At 66.9% G+C, this 16,407-nt stretch carries 22 protein-coding genes; 3 read left to right on the top strand and 19 right to left on the bottom strand.

Translation table 11 applies throughout. The features are described 5' to 3' along the window. Window position 1: 1 nt before the first annotated feature. Window positions 2-1,018, bottom strand: a complete 1,017-nt coding sequence (locus ACIPV2_RS12030) for a Bug family tripartite tricarboxylate transporter substrate binding protein (RefSeq protein ID WP_400841539.1) — start codon at window positions 1,016-1,018, stop codon at window positions 2-4. A 157-nt stretch (window positions 1,019-1,175) separates the two neighbouring features. On the opposite strand from ACIPV2_RS12030, the gene ACIPV2_RS12025 reads away from it, so the two are divergent. Together ACIPV2_RS12025 and ACIPV2_RS12020 are read left to right on the top strand one after the other, a co-directional pair. Continuing rightward, window positions 1,176-2,444, top strand: a complete 1,269-nt coding sequence (locus ACIPV2_RS12025) for a PAS domain-containing protein (RefSeq protein WP_400841537.1) — start codon at window positions 1,176-1,178, stop codon at window positions 2,442-2,444. 37 nt (window positions 2,445-2,481) lie between these two features. Then, a complete protein-coding gene (locus ACIPV2_RS12020) occupies window positions 2,482-4,065 on the top strand; it encodes an AMP-binding protein (protein ID WP_400841535.1) in 1,584 nt (527 codons plus the stop codon). An 84-nt stretch (window positions 4,066-4,149) separates the two neighbouring features. On the opposite strand, the gene rplQ is transcribed toward ACIPV2_RS12020, so the two are convergent. From rplQ to ACIPV2_RS11985, 7 genes are all read right to left on the bottom strand, one after another. Next, complete coding sequence (gene rplQ / locus ACIPV2_RS12015; protein ID WP_400841533.1) at window positions 4,150-4,665, bottom strand: 50S ribosomal protein L17; 516 nt, start codon at window positions 4,663-4,665, stop codon at window positions 4,150-4,152. 35 nt (window positions 4,666-4,700) lie between these two features. After that, a complete protein-coding gene (locus tag ACIPV2_RS12010; protein WP_101188505.1) occupies window positions 4,701-5,690 on the bottom strand; it encodes a DNA-directed RNA polymerase subunit alpha in 990 nt (329 codons plus the stop codon). A gap of 177 nt (window positions 5,691-5,867) precedes the next feature. Next, window positions 5,868-6,266 (bottom strand): 30S ribosomal protein S11, encoded by a 399-nt coding sequence (gene rpsK, locus ACIPV2_RS12005; RefSeq protein ID WP_071644012.1) that lies wholly within the window; start codon window positions 6,264-6,266, stop codon window positions 5,868-5,870. 27 nt (window positions 6,267-6,293) lie between these two features. Next, the gene (rpsM, locus tag ACIPV2_RS12000) at window positions 6,294-6,668 is read right to left on the bottom strand and encodes a 30S ribosomal protein S13 (RefSeq protein ID WP_101188504.1); all 375 of its coding nucleotides are present in this window, start codon (window positions 6,666-6,668) and stop codon (window positions 6,294-6,296) included. 221 nt (window positions 6,669-6,889) lie between these two features. Further along, a complete protein-coding gene (gene rpmJ / locus ACIPV2_RS11995) occupies window positions 6,890-7,006 on the bottom strand; it encodes a 50S ribosomal protein L36 (protein WP_101188503.1) in 117 nt (38 codons plus the stop codon). Between the two features lie 65 nt (window positions 7,007-7,071). Continuing rightward, the gene (infA, locus tag ACIPV2_RS11990) at window positions 7,072-7,293 is read right to left on the bottom strand and encodes a translation initiation factor IF-1 (RefSeq protein ID WP_017201569.1); all 222 of its coding nucleotides are present in this window, start codon (window positions 7,291-7,293) and stop codon (window positions 7,072-7,074) included. 152 nt (window positions 7,294-7,445) lie between these two features. Then, window positions 7,446-8,105, bottom strand: a complete 660-nt coding sequence (locus ACIPV2_RS11985) for a DsbA family protein (protein ID WP_400841529.1) — start codon at window positions 8,103-8,105, stop codon at window positions 7,446-7,448. Window positions 8,106-8,453: 348 nt separating this feature from the next. On the opposite strand from ACIPV2_RS11985, the gene ACIPV2_RS11980 reads away from it, so the two are divergent. Next, window positions 8,454-9,500, top strand: coding sequence for a hypothetical protein (locus ACIPV2_RS11980; RefSeq protein ID WP_400841527.1), 1,047 nt, complete (start codon window positions 8,454-8,456; stop codon window positions 9,498-9,500). A 121-nt stretch (window positions 9,501-9,621) separates the two neighbouring features. Here the strand turns inward: ACIPV2_RS11980 and map are convergent, their stop codons facing one another. The 11 genes from map to rplX form a co-directional block, all read right to left on the bottom strand. Further along, window positions 9,622-10,470, bottom strand: coding sequence for a type I methionyl aminopeptidase (gene map, locus ACIPV2_RS11975; RefSeq protein ID WP_400841525.1), 849 nt, complete (start codon window positions 10,468-10,470; stop codon window positions 9,622-9,624). A gap of 7 nt (window positions 10,471-10,477) precedes the next feature. Then, a complete protein-coding gene (locus ACIPV2_RS11970; RefSeq protein WP_400841523.1) occupies window positions 10,478-11,074 on the bottom strand; it encodes an adenylate kinase in 597 nt (198 codons plus the stop codon). Continuing rightward, complete coding sequence (gene secY / locus ACIPV2_RS11965; RefSeq protein ID WP_101188498.1) at window positions 11,071-12,393, bottom strand: preprotein translocase subunit SecY; 1,323 nt, start codon at window positions 12,391-12,393, stop codon at window positions 11,071-11,073. Before secY ends, ACIPV2_RS11970 begins: the two co-directional genes overlap by 4 nt. A 113-nt stretch (window positions 12,394-12,506) precedes the next feature. Beyond that, window positions 12,507-13,121: a 50S ribosomal protein L15 gene (gene rplO, locus ACIPV2_RS11960; RefSeq protein ID WP_400841521.1), complete on the bottom strand. Its 615-nt coding sequence runs from the start codon at window positions 13,119-13,121 to the stop codon at window positions 12,507-12,509. After that, window positions 13,121-13,306 carry a 50S ribosomal protein L30 gene (gene rpmD / locus ACIPV2_RS11955; RefSeq protein WP_193596799.1) on the bottom strand — a complete coding sequence of 62 codons (186 nt, stop codon included), beginning with the start codon at window positions 13,304-13,306 and terminating at the stop codon, window positions 13,121-13,123. Before rpmD ends, rplO begins: the two co-directional genes overlap by 1 nt. Then, window positions 13,306-13,992, bottom strand: coding sequence for a 30S ribosomal protein S5 (gene rpsE / locus ACIPV2_RS11950; protein WP_101188496.1), 687 nt, complete (start codon window positions 13,990-13,992; stop codon window positions 13,306-13,308). Before rpsE ends, rpmD begins: the two co-directional genes overlap by 1 nt. Further along, complete coding sequence (rplR, locus tag ACIPV2_RS11945) at window positions 13,989-14,348, bottom strand: 50S ribosomal protein L18 (protein ID WP_101188495.1); 360 nt, start codon at window positions 14,346-14,348, stop codon at window positions 13,989-13,991. The genes rpsE and rplR overlap by 4 nt, the downstream gene beginning before the upstream one ends. A gap of 2 nt (window positions 14,349-14,350) precedes the next feature. Continuing rightward, a complete protein-coding gene (rplF, locus tag ACIPV2_RS11940; protein WP_101188494.1) occupies window positions 14,351-14,887 on the bottom strand; it encodes a 50S ribosomal protein L6 in 537 nt (178 codons plus the stop codon). Window positions 14,888-14,893: 6 nt separating this feature from the next. Next, window positions 14,894-15,292: a 30S ribosomal protein S8 gene (gene rpsH / locus ACIPV2_RS11935; protein ID WP_101188493.1), complete on the bottom strand. Its 399-nt coding sequence runs from the start codon at window positions 15,290-15,292 to the stop codon at window positions 14,894-14,896. 165 nt (window positions 15,293-15,457) lie between these two features. Continuing rightward, window positions 15,458-16,048, bottom strand: coding sequence for a 50S ribosomal protein L5 (gene rplE / locus ACIPV2_RS11930; RefSeq protein WP_101188492.1), 591 nt, complete (start codon window positions 16,046-16,048; stop codon window positions 15,458-15,460). Then, the gene (gene rplX / locus ACIPV2_RS11925) at window positions 16,048-16,407 is read right to left on the bottom strand and encodes a 50S ribosomal protein L24 (protein WP_101188491.1); all 360 of its coding nucleotides are present in this window, start codon (window positions 16,405-16,407) and stop codon (window positions 16,048-16,050) included. The genes rplE and rplX overlap by 1 nt, the downstream gene beginning before the upstream one ends.

The following is a 16,407-nucleotide window of genomic DNA, read 5'->3' as shown; positions in this document are numbered from 1 at the left end:
GTCAGATCAGCCCGATGTTCTCGAGCGTCCCGGTGACCTCTGCGATGTTCTCCTCGAGGAACGCGTCGAACTCGTCGCCGGCGAGGAAGGCATCCGTCCAGCCCTTCGTCTTGAGCTCCGACGTCCACGCCTCCGACTCGTGCATCTCGGTCACGATGCGCTCCAGCTCGTCGCGGTCGGCGTCTGAGATGCCGCCCGGTGCGACCACACCGCGCCAGTTGGTCAGGACGACGTCGTAGCCCCCGTCGGTGATGGTGGGCACCTCGGGGAGCGAATCGACCGGCTCCGCCGACGAGACGGCGAGCGCGCGCATCGATCCGTCTTCGATGTACTGCAGGAACTCGCCGACTCCCGAGATGCCCGCGGCGACCTTGTTGCCGACGAGCAGCGAGACAGCCTCGCCGCCGCCGGAGTTGGGCGTGTAGTTCAGCTTCGAGGGGATGTCGGTGCCAGAGACACCGGCTTCCTCGAGCAGCAGGCCCGCGAGGATGTGGTCGGCGCCGCCCGCCGAGCCGCCGGTCACCGTGATCTCCTGGCCTCTGTCTGCGATGTCCTCGACGAGATCCTCGAGCGTGTCGTACTTCGAGTTCTCCGGCACGACGACCACGAGAGGCTCGTCGGTGAGGCGCGCGATGGGAGTGGTGTCCTCGAGGCGGACGTTCGAGGAGTTGGTCTCGATCGCGCCGACCATCACCAGGCCCATGACCATGAGCGTCGCCGGATCCTTCTGGTTCGCGAGCTGCGCGAGGCCGACTGTGCCGCCGGCCCCGCCGACGTTGCTGACCGCGGCCGATCCGACGATGTCACCATCGGTGAGCACCTTCGACATCGAACGACCGGTCTGGTCCCATCCGCCACCCGGGTCGGCTGGGACGATGAGCGAGACGTCCGTGAAGGACGATGCGTCGCCCTTCGCGTCGGAGTCGGATGCCGGTGCCGCGTTCTGCGACGAGCACCCGGTGAGAGCCAGTGCGGCCGCAGCGGCGATGGCGATGAGAGCTGAGCGTGACTTCTTCATGCGCTCCTCCTTGAGCGTGTAGGGATGGGGCAACCGTAGGCACCGCGCCCACGCCGGATCTGCTTCTGAAATCATTGGTCGGGCTTTCGAAAGTATTGGTCTCGGACGCGCGGTGACGGGCTGTTCCCCTGCTCGCCGGCGCGAGGAGAATGGTCTGGTGGCCTCGAAGATGATGCGCGCGTCGCAGATGACGCACAGCGGGATGACGCTGCGCGTGCAGCTGATCCTGCTGCAGGCGCTGATCGTCTCAGTGGTGACTCTGATCGCCGGGGTGACGGCGGGGGTCATTCAGGCGCACACCGTGCGCGACGCCTATGAGGACCGCATGCTGGCGGTGGCGCAGTCGATCGCGTCGATGCCCGTGGTGCGCGAGGCGTTCGACGATGCGGATCCATCGGCGACCGTGCAGCCTCTCGCCGAGACCATCCGCCGCGCATCCGAGCTCACCTATGTCGTGGTGGCCGACGCCGACGGCATCCGGTTCTCGCATCCAAACCCCGAGCGGATCGGCCAGAAGGTGTCGACGGATGCGTCGGTGCCGCTCTCCGGCGAGATCTACATGGGCACGCAGACCGGGACGCTCGGCCCGTCGTGGCGAGTGAAGGTGCCCGTCTTCGACGGCTCCGAGGTGATCGGCACGGTATCGGTGGGCATCCTCGAGTCGCAGGGCACGGGAGAGTTCGTCGGCAATCTCACGTGGATCATCGGGGCGATGCTGGTGGCGGTCGTGCTGGGCATCTTCGGCTCGGCATGGGTCACTGCGGTGATCCGCCGGCGCATCCACCTGCTCGAGCCGCACGAGATCACCGCCCTCGTGCGCAACCAGGAGACGACGCTGCACGGCCTCAGTGAGGGTGTCATCACGGTCGATGCCTCCGGCACGATCACCCTGGCCAACGACGCCGCCGCTCGTCTGCTGGGCACGGATGCCGGCGATCTGACCGGCGCGCGGGCGGCGGACGTCCTCGACGACGAGCTGCTCGTCGTGCTCCGCGACGGGGAGGACGCCGGTCGTCCGGTGATCGTCGGCAGTCATGTGCTGGTTGCTCGCGGCACCGGTGCGCGCGTCGATGGCGAGTCGGTGGATGCCACCCTGCTGCTGCGCGATCACACCGAACTGCATGATGTCGTGCGCCGGGTCGAGGCGGCCGATGCGATCATCGCGTTCCGTCGCCGCGCCGGCCTCCCCAAGGGGCTCAGCGCCGAGACGCTGAATCGCGTCTGCGTCGCGCTGAGTGAGAACCCCGACGCCTCCGCAGCCGAGCTCGGCGAAGTGCTCGGGATGTCGAGGGTGAGTGCACGCCGCTACCTCGAGCACCTCGCGAGCACGGGGCGCGCAGTGCGCACACTGGACTACTCGACCAAGGGCCGCCCGGGCACCCGGTACCGCACCATTGAGACCGTGTCTCAACCCGTGCGAGACTGACGCCCAGAAGCCGCCCGCTCTGATCGAAGGAGATCACATGCTTCGCAGCCCTCTGCCCGACGTCGAGATCCCGGCCGTGTCGATCTACGACTACCTGTTCTCCGACCTCGATGACGCGACGCTCGACACCGTCGCGATCGTCGACGGCACAACCGGCGCTGAGACGACCTACCGGCAGCTGGTCGGGCAGATCGAACTGTTCGCCGGCGCGCTCGCCGCACGGGGCATCGCGATCGGCGACCGGGTGGGTGTGCTCTGCCCGAACGTCCCGGCCTTCGCGACGGTGTTCCACGGCATCCTGCGCGCCGGAGCCACCGCCACCACGATCAACTCCCTCTACACGGCCGACGAGATCGCCAACCAGCTCGACGACGCGGGCGCCGAGTGGCTGGTGACGGTGTCGCCGCTGCTCGCCGGCGCGAAGGCGGCCGCCGGGCAGCGCGGCATCGCCGACGACCACCTCATCGTGCTCGACGGCGCAGACGGCCATCCCAGCCTGCGCGACCTGCTGAGCGAGGGGCATGCTGCACCCGACGTGACGTTCGACCCCGCCACGCACCTCGCCGTGCTGCCCTATTCGTCAGGCACGACAGGGCACCCGAAGGGCGTGATGCTCACGCACCGCAACCTCGTCGCCAACGTGGCCCAGTGTCGTCCGCTGCTGGATGTCGACCACACCGATCGCCTGCTCGCCGTGCTGCCCTTCTTCCACATCTACGGCATGACCGTTCTGCTGAACTTCGCCCTCCGGCAGCGGGCCGGGCTCGTCACCATGCCGAAGTTCGACCTTCTCGAGTTCCTGCGCATCATCTCCGAGCACCGCACCACCTGGGTGTTCGTGGCGCCGCCCATCGCGGTCGCCCTGGCCAAGCATCCGATCGTCGACCAGTACGACCTGTCGGCGATCAAGGTGATCTTCTCGGGGGCGGCTCCCCTCGATGGGTCGCTGGCGGCCGCGGTCGCGGCGCGCCTCGGCTGCGAGGTGGTGCAGGGGTACGGGATGACCGAGACCAGCCCCGCCGTGAACCTGATCCCGGCTGGGCATCCCGAGATCGACAAGTCGTCGATCGGACCACTGGTGCCGAACACCGAGGCGCGACTCGTCGACCCCGAGACCGGCGCCGATGTCGACGTCCCCGCAGAGGGCGACAGCGCTCCCGGCGAGCTGTGGGTGCGCGGACCCCAGGTCATGGTCGGCTACCTGAACCGGCCGGATGCCACCGCGGAGATGCTGGATGCCGACGGATGGCTGCGCACCGGAGACATCGCGACGACGGCATCCGACGGGACGTTCCGGATCGTCGACCGCCTGAAGGAGCTGATCAAGTACAAGGGGTACCAGGTGGCGCCGGCGGTGCTCGAGGCGGTGCTGCTCGAGCATCCGCTGATCGCCGACGCGGCCGTGATCGGCGCGAACGACGAGGACGGCCAGGAGGTGCCGAAGGCGTTCATCGTGACGCAGAAGGATGCGACGCTCACCGCCGAGGACGTCATGACGTTCGTGGCGTCGAAGGTGGCCCCGCACGAGAAGGTGCGGCAGGTGGAGCTCATCGAGAGCATCCCGAAATCCGCATCCGGCAAGATCCTGCGCAAGGACCTGCGAGCGCGTCAGGGCGCCTGACGCGCCCTGCCCGGCACCGGCGGGACGCGAAGAAGCCCGCCACCCCGGAAGGGGCGGCGGGCTTCTTCGATGCGGAGGGAGAGCTTACTCAGCCTTCTCCTCGGCGGGAGCCTCGGTGGTCTCCTCAGCGGCGTCGACCGGAGCCTCGGTGGTCTCCTCGACGGGAGCCTCCTCGACCTTCTCGGCCTGGGGAGCCTCGGTCTTGGCGACCGGCTTCGCAGCCTTGCGCTTCGGGGTGACGGGCTCGAGGACGAGCTCGATCACGGCCATGGGGGCGTTGTCACCCTTGCGGTTGCCGACCTTCGTGATGCGGGTGTAGCCACCCTGACGGTCGGCGACCAGCGGCGCGATCTCGTTGAACAGCACGTGCGCGGCGTCCTTGTTGGAGCGCAGCACGGTGAGAGCACGACGGCGGGCGTGCAGGTCGCCGCGCTTGCCGAGCGTGATCAGGCGCTCGGCGAGCGGACGCAGGCGCTTCGCCTTGGTCTCGGTCGTCTTGATCGACTTGTGGGTGAAGAGCGCGGCCGCGAGGTTCGCGAGAAGAAGGCGCTCGTGTGCGGGGCCGCCTCCGAGGCGGGGACCCTTGGTGGGCTTGGGCATAATCGTCTAGCTCCTGGTCAGAAAGATGTCGGGTTTCAGAAGGACTCGTCTTCGCCTGCGCTGTAGAAGTGGGCGCCGTCGAAACCGGGCACCGAATCCTTCAGCGACAGACCGAGCGAGACGAGCTTGTCGCGCACCTCGTCGACCGACTTCTGTCCGAAATTGCGGATGTTCATCAGCTGCGTCTCGGAAAGGGCGACCAGCTCCGAGACGGTGTTGATGCCCTCGCGCTTGAGGCAGTTGTACGAGCGCACCGACAGATCGAGGTCCTCGATCGGCATGGAGAGCTCGCTGGAGAGCACAGCCTCGACCGGCGCGGGGCCGATCTCGATGCCCTCGGCCTCGACGTTCAGCTCGCGGGCGAGGCCGAACAGCTCGGTGAGGGTCTTGGCTGCGGATGCGACCGCGTCGCGCGGGAGGATCGACGACTTGGTCTCGACGTCCAGCACGAGCTTGTCGAAGTCGGTGCGCTCACCGGCACGGGTGGCATCGACGCGGTAGCTGACCTTGAGCACCGGCGAGTAGATCGAGTCGACCGGGATCTGGCCGGCCTCTGCGTACTCGTTGCGGTTCTGAGCTGCCGAGACGTAGCCGCGGCCGCGCTCGATGGTCAGCTCGAGCTCGAAGCGAGCCGTGTCGTTGAGCGTCGCGATGACCAGGTCGGGGTTGTGCACCTCGACACCCGCCGGAGCGGAGATGTCGGCCGCGGTGACCTCGCCGGAGCCCGTCTTGCGCAGGTACGCGGTGATGGGCTCGTCGCGCTCGCTGGAGACGACCAGCTGCTTGATGTTGAGGATGATCTCGGTGACGTCCTCCTTCACACCGGGGATCGTGCTGAACTCGTGCAGCACGCCGTCGATGCGAATGGTGGTGACCGATGCGCCGGGGATCGACGAGAGCAGGCTGCGACGCAGCGCGTTGCCGATCGTGTATCCGAAACCGGGCTCCAGCGGCTCGATGACGAACCGGCTGCGGTTCTCGGAGATCTTCTCCTCGGTGAGAGTGGGACGCTGTGCGATGAGCACTATGTGTTCCTTTCGATCACATGCCCGCTATATGACATGTGTGGGGTGAGGTCTGAAGTTGTGGGGAATCTGGGGGCGAGTCCGCCTCACTGGATCCCGAGCCGTGCTTTTGGGTCCCTGAGCTCTGCTCCTGGGTCCCTGAGCCTGCCGAAGGTCCAGTGAGGCGAATGCGCGAGATCAGACGCGGCGGCGCTTCGGCGGGCGGCAGCCGTTGTGCGCCTGAGGCGTGACGTCCTGGATGGACCCCACCTCGAGGCCGGCGGCCTGCAGCGAGCGGATCGCGGTCTCGCGGCCCGAGCCCGGACCCTTCACGAAGACGTCGACCTTCTTGACGCCGTGCTCTGCTGCCTGGCGGGCAGCGGACTCCGCGGCCATGCCGGCGGCGTACGGCGTCGACTTGCGCGAGCCCTTGAAGCCCACGCCACCCGACGAGGCCCAGCTGATGACAGCGCCGGACGGGTCGGTGATCGAGACGATGGTGTTGTTGAACGTCGACTTGATGTGGGCCTGGCCCAGCGCGATGTTCTTCTTTTCCTTGCGGCGCGGCTTGCGCGCGGCGGCCTTGGGTGCAGCCATGAAAGTGTTCTCCTATTCCCTGGCCGCTTAGCGGGCCTTCTTCTTGCCGGCGACGGTGCGCTTCGGGCCCTTGCGGGTACGCGCGTTGGTCTTGGTGCGCTGACCGCGGACCGGAAGGCCGCGGCGGTGACGCAGGCCCTCGTAGGAGCCGATCTCGACCTTGCGGCGGATGTCTGCGGCGACCTCGCGGCGCAGGTCACCCTCCACCTTGTAGTTGCCTTCGATGTGGTCGCGCAGCGCGATGAGCTGCTCGTCGCTGAGGTCCTTGACGCGGATCGACTCGTCGATCTCGGTCGCCTGGAGGATCTCGACGGACCGGGTGCGGCCGATGCCGTAGATGTAGGTGAGGGCGATCACCACGCGCTTGTCGCGCGGGATGTCAACGCCGGCAAGACGTGCCATGCGGTTCTCCTGGAGTGTTGTGGAGGTGTGGAGCAGCATCCGGTCCCGGGCCTCCGCCCCGAGGTGTCCGCCGCGGCTGCCCGTGAGGGACGAGCCGTGGCATCCGATGCTGCCTGTTGTGGTCCCACCCGGTCGTGGAGCGAGAAGCGGAGCGACGAGTCGAAACGCCTCGCTTACGACGGTGGGTGTTCAGTTGTGGATTTCGCGGGGTGCGACCCTGCTCAGCCCTGGCGCTGCTTGTGACGCGGGTTCGACTTGCAGATGACCATGACGCGACCGTGACGACGGATCACGCGGCAGTGGTCGCACATGGGCTTGACGCTGGGGTTGACCTTCATGATGTTTCCTGTTCGCTGTCTTCACCGGGCAGGCCGGAAGGCCTGAGGTGTTACTTCTCGACCGATCAGCGGTAGCGGTAGACGATCCGACCGCGGGTCAGGTCGTAGGGCGAGAGCTCCACGACCACGCGGTCCTCGGGGATGATGCGGATGTAGTTCTGCCGCATCTTTCCGGAGATCGTGGCGAGCACCTTGTGTCCGTTGCTGAGCTCAACGCGGAACATCGCGTTGGGCAGCGCCTCGGAAATGACGCCCTCGATCTCGATGACACCGTCTTTCTTAGCCATAGCCTCGCTGACGCTTCTGCAGATCGGCCGATCTGCGGTGGGTGGGTGATGAGTGTGGTGCAGCCCGTTCGGACACGCCGGAACAAGGCACAAGGCACCAAAGATCTACGATATACCCTTGGCGCCCATGCGGCAAATGGAGCCCGCCTCGATCAGGACAGAACCTTCGGAAGCTCTGTGTTGATCTCGTTGATGTCGAGGCGCTTGCCGTTGATCTCGACAGTCGGAGTGCCCTTGATCTCGTGCGCCTGCGCCTGCGCGGCCCCGTACTTCAGGAACGTGCCGTCGTCGATGCAGTCCGCGGCCTTGTCGGCGCCGACCTCGTCGGCGATCTGCTTGAGCTGATCGTCGGTGAGGCCGGTCGAGTTCTCTTCCGGCTGATTCGCGAAGAGCGTGTTCAGGAAGTCGAGCGCCTCGTCGGGGTTTTTCTCGGCGACGCAGTACATGGCGGCGGCGGAGCGCGACGAGTAGTCCGTTCCCTGCGAGAGGTGATCGAGGATCGCGATCGGGTGGATCTCGAGAGTGAGGTCGTCCGAGGCGGCGGCCGCCTGAAGCTGCTGGCCGTATGCCTGCTCGAAGGAGTTGCACGCCGGGCACATGAAGTCGACGTATGTCGAGACGACATCCTCGCCGTCGCCGAAGGTGAGGGCCCCGGTCTCGGAGTTGACGAGGTCGCCCTTCGGCGCCGGACCGGCATCCGTCGCCTGGTTGTTGAGCCACACGACCACACCGCCAAGCGCGACCAGCACGACGACGACGGCGATGGAGATTCCGATGGCAAACCAGTTGGGCTTGCTCTGGGCGTGGGCCATGACAGTCCGATCTTCAGCACAAAATTGTCGCCCCCATTCTGCCCCGCCCACGCTATGCCTGCCATGTGAACGCGTGGGCGGCGGGCCCTTCGGCCGCACTTCCGGCGAGCCACCTGCCGGTGGCCGCCCCCCCCCTCCCCCTGCCCCCCTGCCCGAGAAACCAGATCCAGGCCGAGAAACCAGATCCCGCATGAGAAACCAGCGCAGCGGTGGTTTCTCACGCAGGAAGAGGTTTCTCACGCAAGAAGTGGGTTCTCACGCAGGAAGGGGTTTCTCACGCACGAAGCGGTTTCTGCTCCGGCCGCACTCACCCTGCACAGGCAGCACTTCCGTCCGAACGCTCCACAGATGGCCGGATCCGTCCTCGCGGCCCGAGCCAACCGGGCATCCTCGAGTCGTATGACCATCACCCTCGACCGCCGAGCGATCAATCAGTCTCCTCTCGCTCTCCTGACGGCATCGGAGGCGCGGATGCTTGGCATCGGCCTCAGCGCGCGACAGTACACACGCGTGCGCGCCGGGATCTACGTCGACCGCGCGGCGTACGAGAAGCTTCCCCGCTGGCAGCGATACGCCGTCCGGGTTCACGCGTTCGTCCGCAAGCATCCGGACGCCGTCCTGTGCCTCGAGTCCGCCGCCGTGCTGCTCGGCCTGCCCTACTTCAACGAGCCCAAAGACATCCACGTCTACGATGCGGACCGCTCGGCGTCCCGGCGCTTCGGCGACGTCGCGGTGCACACCGGCGCAGACCCGCGCGCGGTCGGGGACGTGCGTGGCGTGCTGACGACCTCTCCAGTCGACACCGCCATAGACCTTATGCGTGTGCTCCCCCTCGCGCAGGGGCTCGCGGTCGCCGACGCCGCCGTCTCGCCCAAGCAGGAGGGGTTCACCAGCGTCAGGGCGATGCGGGATCTCGGGCTCTCACAACGAAACCGACGCGGCCGCGGACGGATGAACTGGGTATTCGACCACGCGGATGATCGTGCGGAGTCTCCGGCGGAGAGCGTGAGCCGAGCTGTCATCGGCTGGTGCGGTTTCGAGCATCCGGAGCTGCAGCGGGAGTTCCACTATGAGGGCGAAGATGACCGCGTCGACTTCCTGTTCCCCTCGGTGGGCGCCATAGGTGAAGCGGACGGGTGGGGGAAGTACGACTTCGACGACCCGAGGAAGGCGGAGCAGCACCTGCGAAACGAGAAGCGCAGAGAGGACAGGCTGCGGCGACATGGACATGCCTTCGCGCGTTGGGACCTGAGCGATGTCTGGAAGATCGCGCCGCTCGTCACGGCGCTGCGTGCGGCTGGTGTGCCCCTCAAGCATCCGCGCGAGCCGGCGAAGCTGGCCAGCCTCAAAGCCCGGCCGCGCGAGAAACCATATCGAGCGCGAGAAACCACTTGAGACGAGGTTTCCCACGCTGAATGTGGTTTCACACGCTGAACATGCTTTCCCACGCGAGAAGTGGTTTCTCAGCCCAGCCGGCGCCGCGAAGCCGCGACCAGGGCCGACGAGCGCGCGAGCGCTACGCGATCGGAACGGGAACCACGCCGAACGGCGCGAGGCCCGCGGCCCCGCCGTCGGGCGCGGTGAGGACCCAGATGCCGCCCTCGTGGCGGGCGACGCTGTGCTCCCAGTGCGACCCATCGGAGCCGTCGACGGTCGAGACCGTCCAGTCGTCGTCCTCGATGAACGTCGCCTCTCCCCCGGCAGTGACCATCGGCTCGATGGCGAGCACGAGACCGGCGCGGATCTCGGCTCCGGCGTCGGGCGTGCGGTAGTTGAAGACGCTGGGCGCCTCGTGCATCTTGCGTCCGATGCCGTGGCCGACGTACTCGCGCAGGATGCCGTACGTCTCGCCCGACACCTCGGATGGGCCCTGCGCTTCGATGTACTCCTGGATCGCGGTTCCGAGATCGCCGATGTGCGAGGCGGATGCCATGGCGGCGATCCCCGCCCACATCGAGCCCTCGGTGACGCGCGAGAGCTCCTCGCGGCGCGCCACCAGCTCGGGGCGCGTGTCGTCGGGCACCACGAAGGTCACCGCGCTGTCGCCGTTCCAGCCCTTGAACTGCGCCCCGCAGTCGACCGAGACGATGTCGCCCGGCTCGAGAACCCGATCGCCCGGGATGCCGTGCACGACCTGCTCGTTGACCGAGATGCACGTCGTGTGCCGGTATCCCCGTACGAGCTGGAAGTTCGACTCGGCGCCACGATCGAGGATGGCCCGCTCGGCCGCGGCATCCAGCTGCCCGGTCGTGACCCCGGCCCGCACCAGCGGACGGACGGCGTCGAGAGCGGCGGCGGTGATCAGCCCGGGCTCGAGCATCGAGCGCAGCTGCGCCGGTGTCTTGTAGATCGACTTGCGGAACATCGAAGGGTCAGACCAGCTGCCCGATGCCGCGCGCGGCGAGGGCGGCGGAGATCCGCGCGGTGATCTCGTCGAGGGAGCCGACGCCGTCGATACGGTCGACGATGCCGCGCTCCTCGTACACGGAGATGATCGGAGCGGTCTCGTGCTCGTAGATGTCGAGACGGTGCGCGATGGCCTCGTCGGTGTCGTCCGAACGACCCTGCTCCACAGCACGCAGGCTGAGGCGCGCGATGCTCTCCTCGCGCGGCACGTCGAGCAGGATGACGGCGTCGAGGGCCGCGTCCTGCTCGCCGAGGAAGGCATCGAGGTGGTGCACCTGGGCAGTGTTGCGGGGGTAGCCGTCGAGCAGGAAGCCGCCCTGCGCGTCGTCCTGCGACAGCCGGTCGCGGACGATCTCGCTGGTCAGCTCGTCCGGCACGAGGTCGCCCGCGTCGAGGATCGCGGTGACCTTCTGCCCCAGCTCGGTGCCCTCTTTGATGTTGGCGCGGAACATGTCGCCGGTCGAGACGACGGGGATGCTCAGCGCCTCGGCGACGCGGATGCCCTGGGTGCCCTTGCCGGAGCCCTGCGGGCCGACGATGAGAAGACGAGCGGAAGACGTCATCGGAGGAGCCCTTCGTAGTGGCGCTGCTGCAGCTGCGCGTCGATCTGCTTCACCGTCTCGAGACCGACACCCACGATGATCAGGATCGAGGCGCCACCGAACGGGAAGTTCTGGTTGGCCTGCACCGTCGCCAGCGCAATCAGCGGGATCAGCGCGACGAGGCCCAGGTAGAGCGAACCGGGGAACGTGATGCGGGTGATGACGTAGTCGAGGTACTCCGCCGTCGGACGGCCGGCGCGGATGCCGGGGATGAACCCGCCGTACCTCTTCATGTTGTCGGCGACCTCGACGGGGTTGAACGTGATCGCGACGTAGAAGTAGGTGAACCCGATGATCAGCAGGAAGTACGCGGCCATGTACAGCGGCTGGTCGCCGGATGCCAGATTCGCGAGGACCCAGGCAACCCACGCCGGCGGCTCGCTGCCGTCAGCGGGCGTGTTGAACTGCGCGACGAGCATCGGCACGTACAGCAGCGACGAGGCGAAGATGATCGGGATCACACCCGCCATGTTCACCTTGATCGGGATGTAGGTGTTCGTGCCGCCGTAGGTGCGCCGGCCGACCATGCGCTTGGCGTACTGCACCGGCACGCGACGCTGCGACTGCTCGACGTACACGATCAGCGACATCACCACGATGCCGATGAGCAGCACCAGCAGGAAGGTCTCGAAGCCCTTCGCCTCCCAGATGGCCCACATCGACGACGGGAACGTCGCGGCGATCGAGGTGAAGATGAGCAGCGACATGCCGTTGCCGATGCCGCGCTCGGTGACGAGCTCGGCCATCCACATGATGAGTCCCGTGCCGGCGGTCATCGCGATGATGATGAGCGCCTGTGCCCACCACACGTCGTTGGTCAGCAGGTTGTTGCAGGCGGCGACGTCGGTCTGACCGAACAGCTGACCGCTGCGTGCCACCGTCACCACGGTCGCGGACTGCAGCAGTGCGAGTGCGATCGTGAGGTAGCGGGTGTACTGGGTGAGCTTGCTCTGGCCCGCCTGGCCCTCCTGGTGGAGGGACTCGAAGTGCGGGATGACGACGCGGAGCAGCTGCGTGATGATCGTCGCGGTGATGTACGGCATCACACCGAGGGCGAAGATCGACAGCTGCAGCAGCGCACCGCCGGAGAAGAGGTTGACCAGTCCGAGCAGGCCGTCGGTGCCGGCGTTGGCGGCGAGGCACTGCTCGACGTTCGGGAAGTTCACGAACGGAGCCGGCACATTCGAGCCCAGACGGTACAGAGCGATGATGCCGATGGTGAAAAGGATCTTCTGCCGCAGGTCAGGCGTGCGGAAGATTCGCGCGATGGCGCTAAACAAGGGCGTTCCTCCTGAAGGGATTGCCGAACGTGGAAGGACGGCCGAAAGTCCAGGGTAACGCAAAGGAGGGGCCGGATAATCTCCGACCCCTCCCAGCGTTCACAGCTTCTGGCTCAGTTGATCGAACCGCCGGCGGCGACGATCTTCTGCTCGGCGCTGCCGGAGACCTTGTCGACCGACACGGTCAGCTTGACCGAGATGTCGCCGTCGCCGAGGACCTTGACCTTCTCGTTCTTGCGCACGGCACCCTTGGCGACCAGGTCGCTGACGGTGACATCGCCACCCTGGGGGTACAGCTCCGCGAGCTTGGCCAGGTTCACGACCTGGTACTCGACGCGGAACGGGTTCTTGAACCCGCGCAGCTTCGGGGTGCGCATGTGCAGCGGCATCTGCCCACCCTCGAAGCCGGCGCGCACGGTGTTGCGCGCCTTGGTGCCCTTGGTTCCACGACCGGCGGTCTTGCCCTTCGAGCCCTCACCGCGACCGACACGGGTCTTCGCGGTGTGAGCGCCCGGGACGGGACGCAGGTGGTGCACCTTCAGCACCGACGGACGCGCAGCCGGAGCGTCGGCGTCCTTCTTGGCCGGAGCCTTCTTGTCGGCGGCCTTGGCCGGATCGGCCTTCGCAGCAGCCGGCTTCACTTCGGCTCCCTCCGGTCGCTCAGTGCGACGCTTGGCAGCGGTCTTCGGGGCCTTGGTGGCCTCGACGGTTTCGTTCTTCTCAGCCATTAGTCGATCTCCTCAACCTTGACGAGGTGCGCGACGGTGCGGACGTAGCCGCGGGTCTGAGCGTCGTCGGGACGAACGACCGAGTCGCCGATCCGCTTGAGACCGAGCGAACGCAGCGTGTCGCGCTGGTTCTGCTTCTCGCTCACCTTGGACTTGATCTGCGTGACCTTGAGGCGCTCAGCCATCAGGCACCTACCTTCTGCGCGGCGGCGGCAGCGGCCTTCGCCTCGTTGCGGATGATGATCTCCGGCACGACGGCGTCGTAGTCGAGACCACGACGAGCGGCGACGGCGCGCGGCTCCTCGAGACCCTGCAGAGCCTCGACCGTGGCGTGCACGATGTTGATCGTGTTCGACGAGCCGAGCGACTTCGACAGGACGTCGTGGATGCCGGCGCACTCGAGCACGGCGCGAACCGGACCACCGGCGATGACACCGGTACCGGCAGCGGCCGGACGCAGCAGGACGACGCCTGCGGCAGCCTCACCCTGCACGGGGTGCGGGATGGTCGAGCCGACGCGCGGGACGCGGAAGAAGTTGCGCTTGGCCTCTTCGACACCCTTCGAGATCGCCAGGGGCACCTCGCGGGCCTTGCCGTAGCCGACGCCGACCAGACCGTTGCCGTCACCGACGACCACGAGTGCGGTGAAGCTGAAGCGACGACCACCCTTCACGACCTTCGAGACGCGGTTGATGGTGACGACGCGCTCCAGGAACTGGTTGTCCCCGCGGTCGCGCGAGTTGCGGTCGCGGCTCTGGCCGCGGTCGCGGCCGCCACGGCGGTTATCGCGCTGCTCGCGCTGCGGCTCGGCCTGAGCCTGAGCCTCGGCAGGAGCGGTTTCGGTCACTTCGTTCTCCTTGTTGTCACTCACAGTGCCAGACCCCCTTCGCGGGCGCCGTCGGCGATGGCGGCGACACGACCGGCGTAGCGGTTGCCGCCACGGTCGAACACTGCCTCGGAAACGCCGGCGGCCTTCGCACGCTCAGCGACGAGCTCGCCGACCTTGCGGGCCTTGGCGGTCTTGTCACCGTCGAAGGAGCGCAGCTCGGTCTCGAGCGTGGAAGCGGATGCCACAGTGTGGCCCTTGGCGTCGTCGACGAGCTGCACGAACACGTGGCGCGCGGAGCGGTTGACGACGAGACGCGGGCGGACGTCGGAGCCGACGATCTTCTTGCGAAGACGTGCGTGGCGACGCGCGCGGGCGGCGGACTTGGACTTGACAGCCATGGTTACTTACCAGCCTTTCCGGCCTTGCGACGCACGACCTCGCCGGCGTAGCGCACACCCTTGCCCTTGTACGGCTCGGGCTTGCGGATCTTGCGGATGTTGGCCGCGGCCTCGCCGACAGCCTGCTTGTCGATGCCACTCACGGTCACCTTGTTGGTGCCCTCGACCGTCAGGGTGATGCCTGCGGGCGGGTCGACCAGGACCGGGTGCGAGAAGCCGAGCGCGAACTCGATCGAGCCGCCCTTCTGCTGCACGCGGTAACCGGTGCCGACGACCTCGAGGCCCTTGGTGTAGCCCTGGGTGACGCCGATGATGTTGTTGTTGATGAGGGTACGGGTCAGACCGTGCAGCGAGCGCGACTCGCGCTCGTCGTCCGGGCGGGTGACGAGAACCTGGTTCTCCTCGACCGAGACCTCGATGGGGTTGGCCAGGGTGAGCGAGAGCTCGCCCTTGGGTCCCTTGACTGCGACCTCGCGGCCGTCGACCGAGACGGTCACGCCGGAGGGGATGTCGATGGGAAGTCGTCCGATTCGCGACATGTCAGATCACCACACGTAGGCGAGAACTTCTCCGCCCACGCCCTTCTGCTCAGCCTGACGGTCGGTGAGAAGACCGGAGGAGGTGGACAGGATGGCAACGCCGAGGCCACCGAGGACCTTGGGCAGCTCGGTCGACTTCGCGTAGACACGCAGACCGGGCTTCGACACGCGCTTGATGCCGGCGATGGAGCGCTCACGGTTGGGACCGTACTTGAGCGAGAGGGTGAGGTTGCTGCCGACGCGGGCGTCGGTCACCTCGAAGCCGCCGATGTAGCCCTCCTGCTGGAGGATCTCGGCGATGTTCGTCTTGAGCTTGCTCGACGGCATGGTCACGGAATCGTGGTGCGCCGAGTTAGCGTTGCGCAGACGGGTCAGCATGTCTGCGACCGGGTCTGTCATCGTCATATCTGGTTTCCTTCGATCATGAGGTTCCGGCTGCCGTTACACGACAGACGGCCTTCGATGAGAGTGGCGCCCGAGCGGACGCACAATCTTCAATTGTAAGGGATGCGGGGAGGGCGCCTCGACAGGCTCAGCGACCCAGGATGGGTCTCTGAGCCTGTCGAAGGGTCACGCCGGGGCGTCGGCGGCCTTGAACGGGAAGCCGAGCGCGCGCAGGAGTGCGCGACCCTCGTCGTCCGTCTTGGCCGTGGTGACCACGGTGATGTCGAACCCGCGGACGCGGTCGATCCGGTCCTGGTCGATCTCGTGGAACACGCTCTGCTCCTGGAGACCGAAGGTGTAGTTGCCGTTGCCGTCGAACTGATCGGCCGACAGACCGCGGAAGTCGCGGATGCGCGGCAGCGCCAGGTTGACGAGGCGGTCGACGAACTCCCACGCACGGTCGCCGCGGAGGGTGACGTGCGCGCCGATGGCCTGGCCCTCGCGCAGCTTGAACTGCGCGATGGACTTGCGGGCCTTCGTGACGATGGGCTTCTGACCGGTGATCTTGGTGAGGTCGTCGATGGCGCCCTCGATCACCTTGGAGTCACGAGCCGCTTCACCGACACCGGTGTTGACGACGACCTTCACCAGGCCGGGGATCTGCATGACGTTCGCGTAGCCGAACTGCTCCTGCAGAGTCTTCTTGATCTCGGTGTTGTACTTCTGCTTCAGGCGAGGCTGGGTCTTGCCAGTCTCAGCAGCAGTTGCCGTTGCCATCAGAGGTCCTTACCTGACTTCTTCGCGTAGCGCACGCGGACCGTGCGCTTCACGCCGTCCTTGACCTGCTCCTCGACGCGGTGGCCGACACGGGTCGGCTTCTTGGTCGAGGGGTCGACGAGAGCGACGTTGGAGATGTGGATCGGGGCCTCGACGGTCTCGATGCCACCGGTCTTGGTGCCGCGCTGGGTCTGGCCGACACGGGTGTGGCGGGTGACGAAGTTGACACCCTCCACGACGACGCGGTTCTGCTCGACGAGGACCTCGAGGACCTTGCCCTGCTTACCGCGGTCGCCGCCCTTGTCCTGCTTGCGGCCGCTGATGACCTGAACCAGGTCACCCTTCTTGATTTTCGCCAT

Source organism: Microbacterium sp. NPDC089987, assembly GCF_044748505.1.
In the GTDB taxonomy this organism is placed as follows: Bacteria; Actinomycetota; Actinomycetes; order Actinomycetales; family Microbacteriaceae; genus Microbacterium.
Note: the sequence above shows the minus strand (reverse complement) of the source record. Positions and strands in the feature narration are given on the sequence as shown.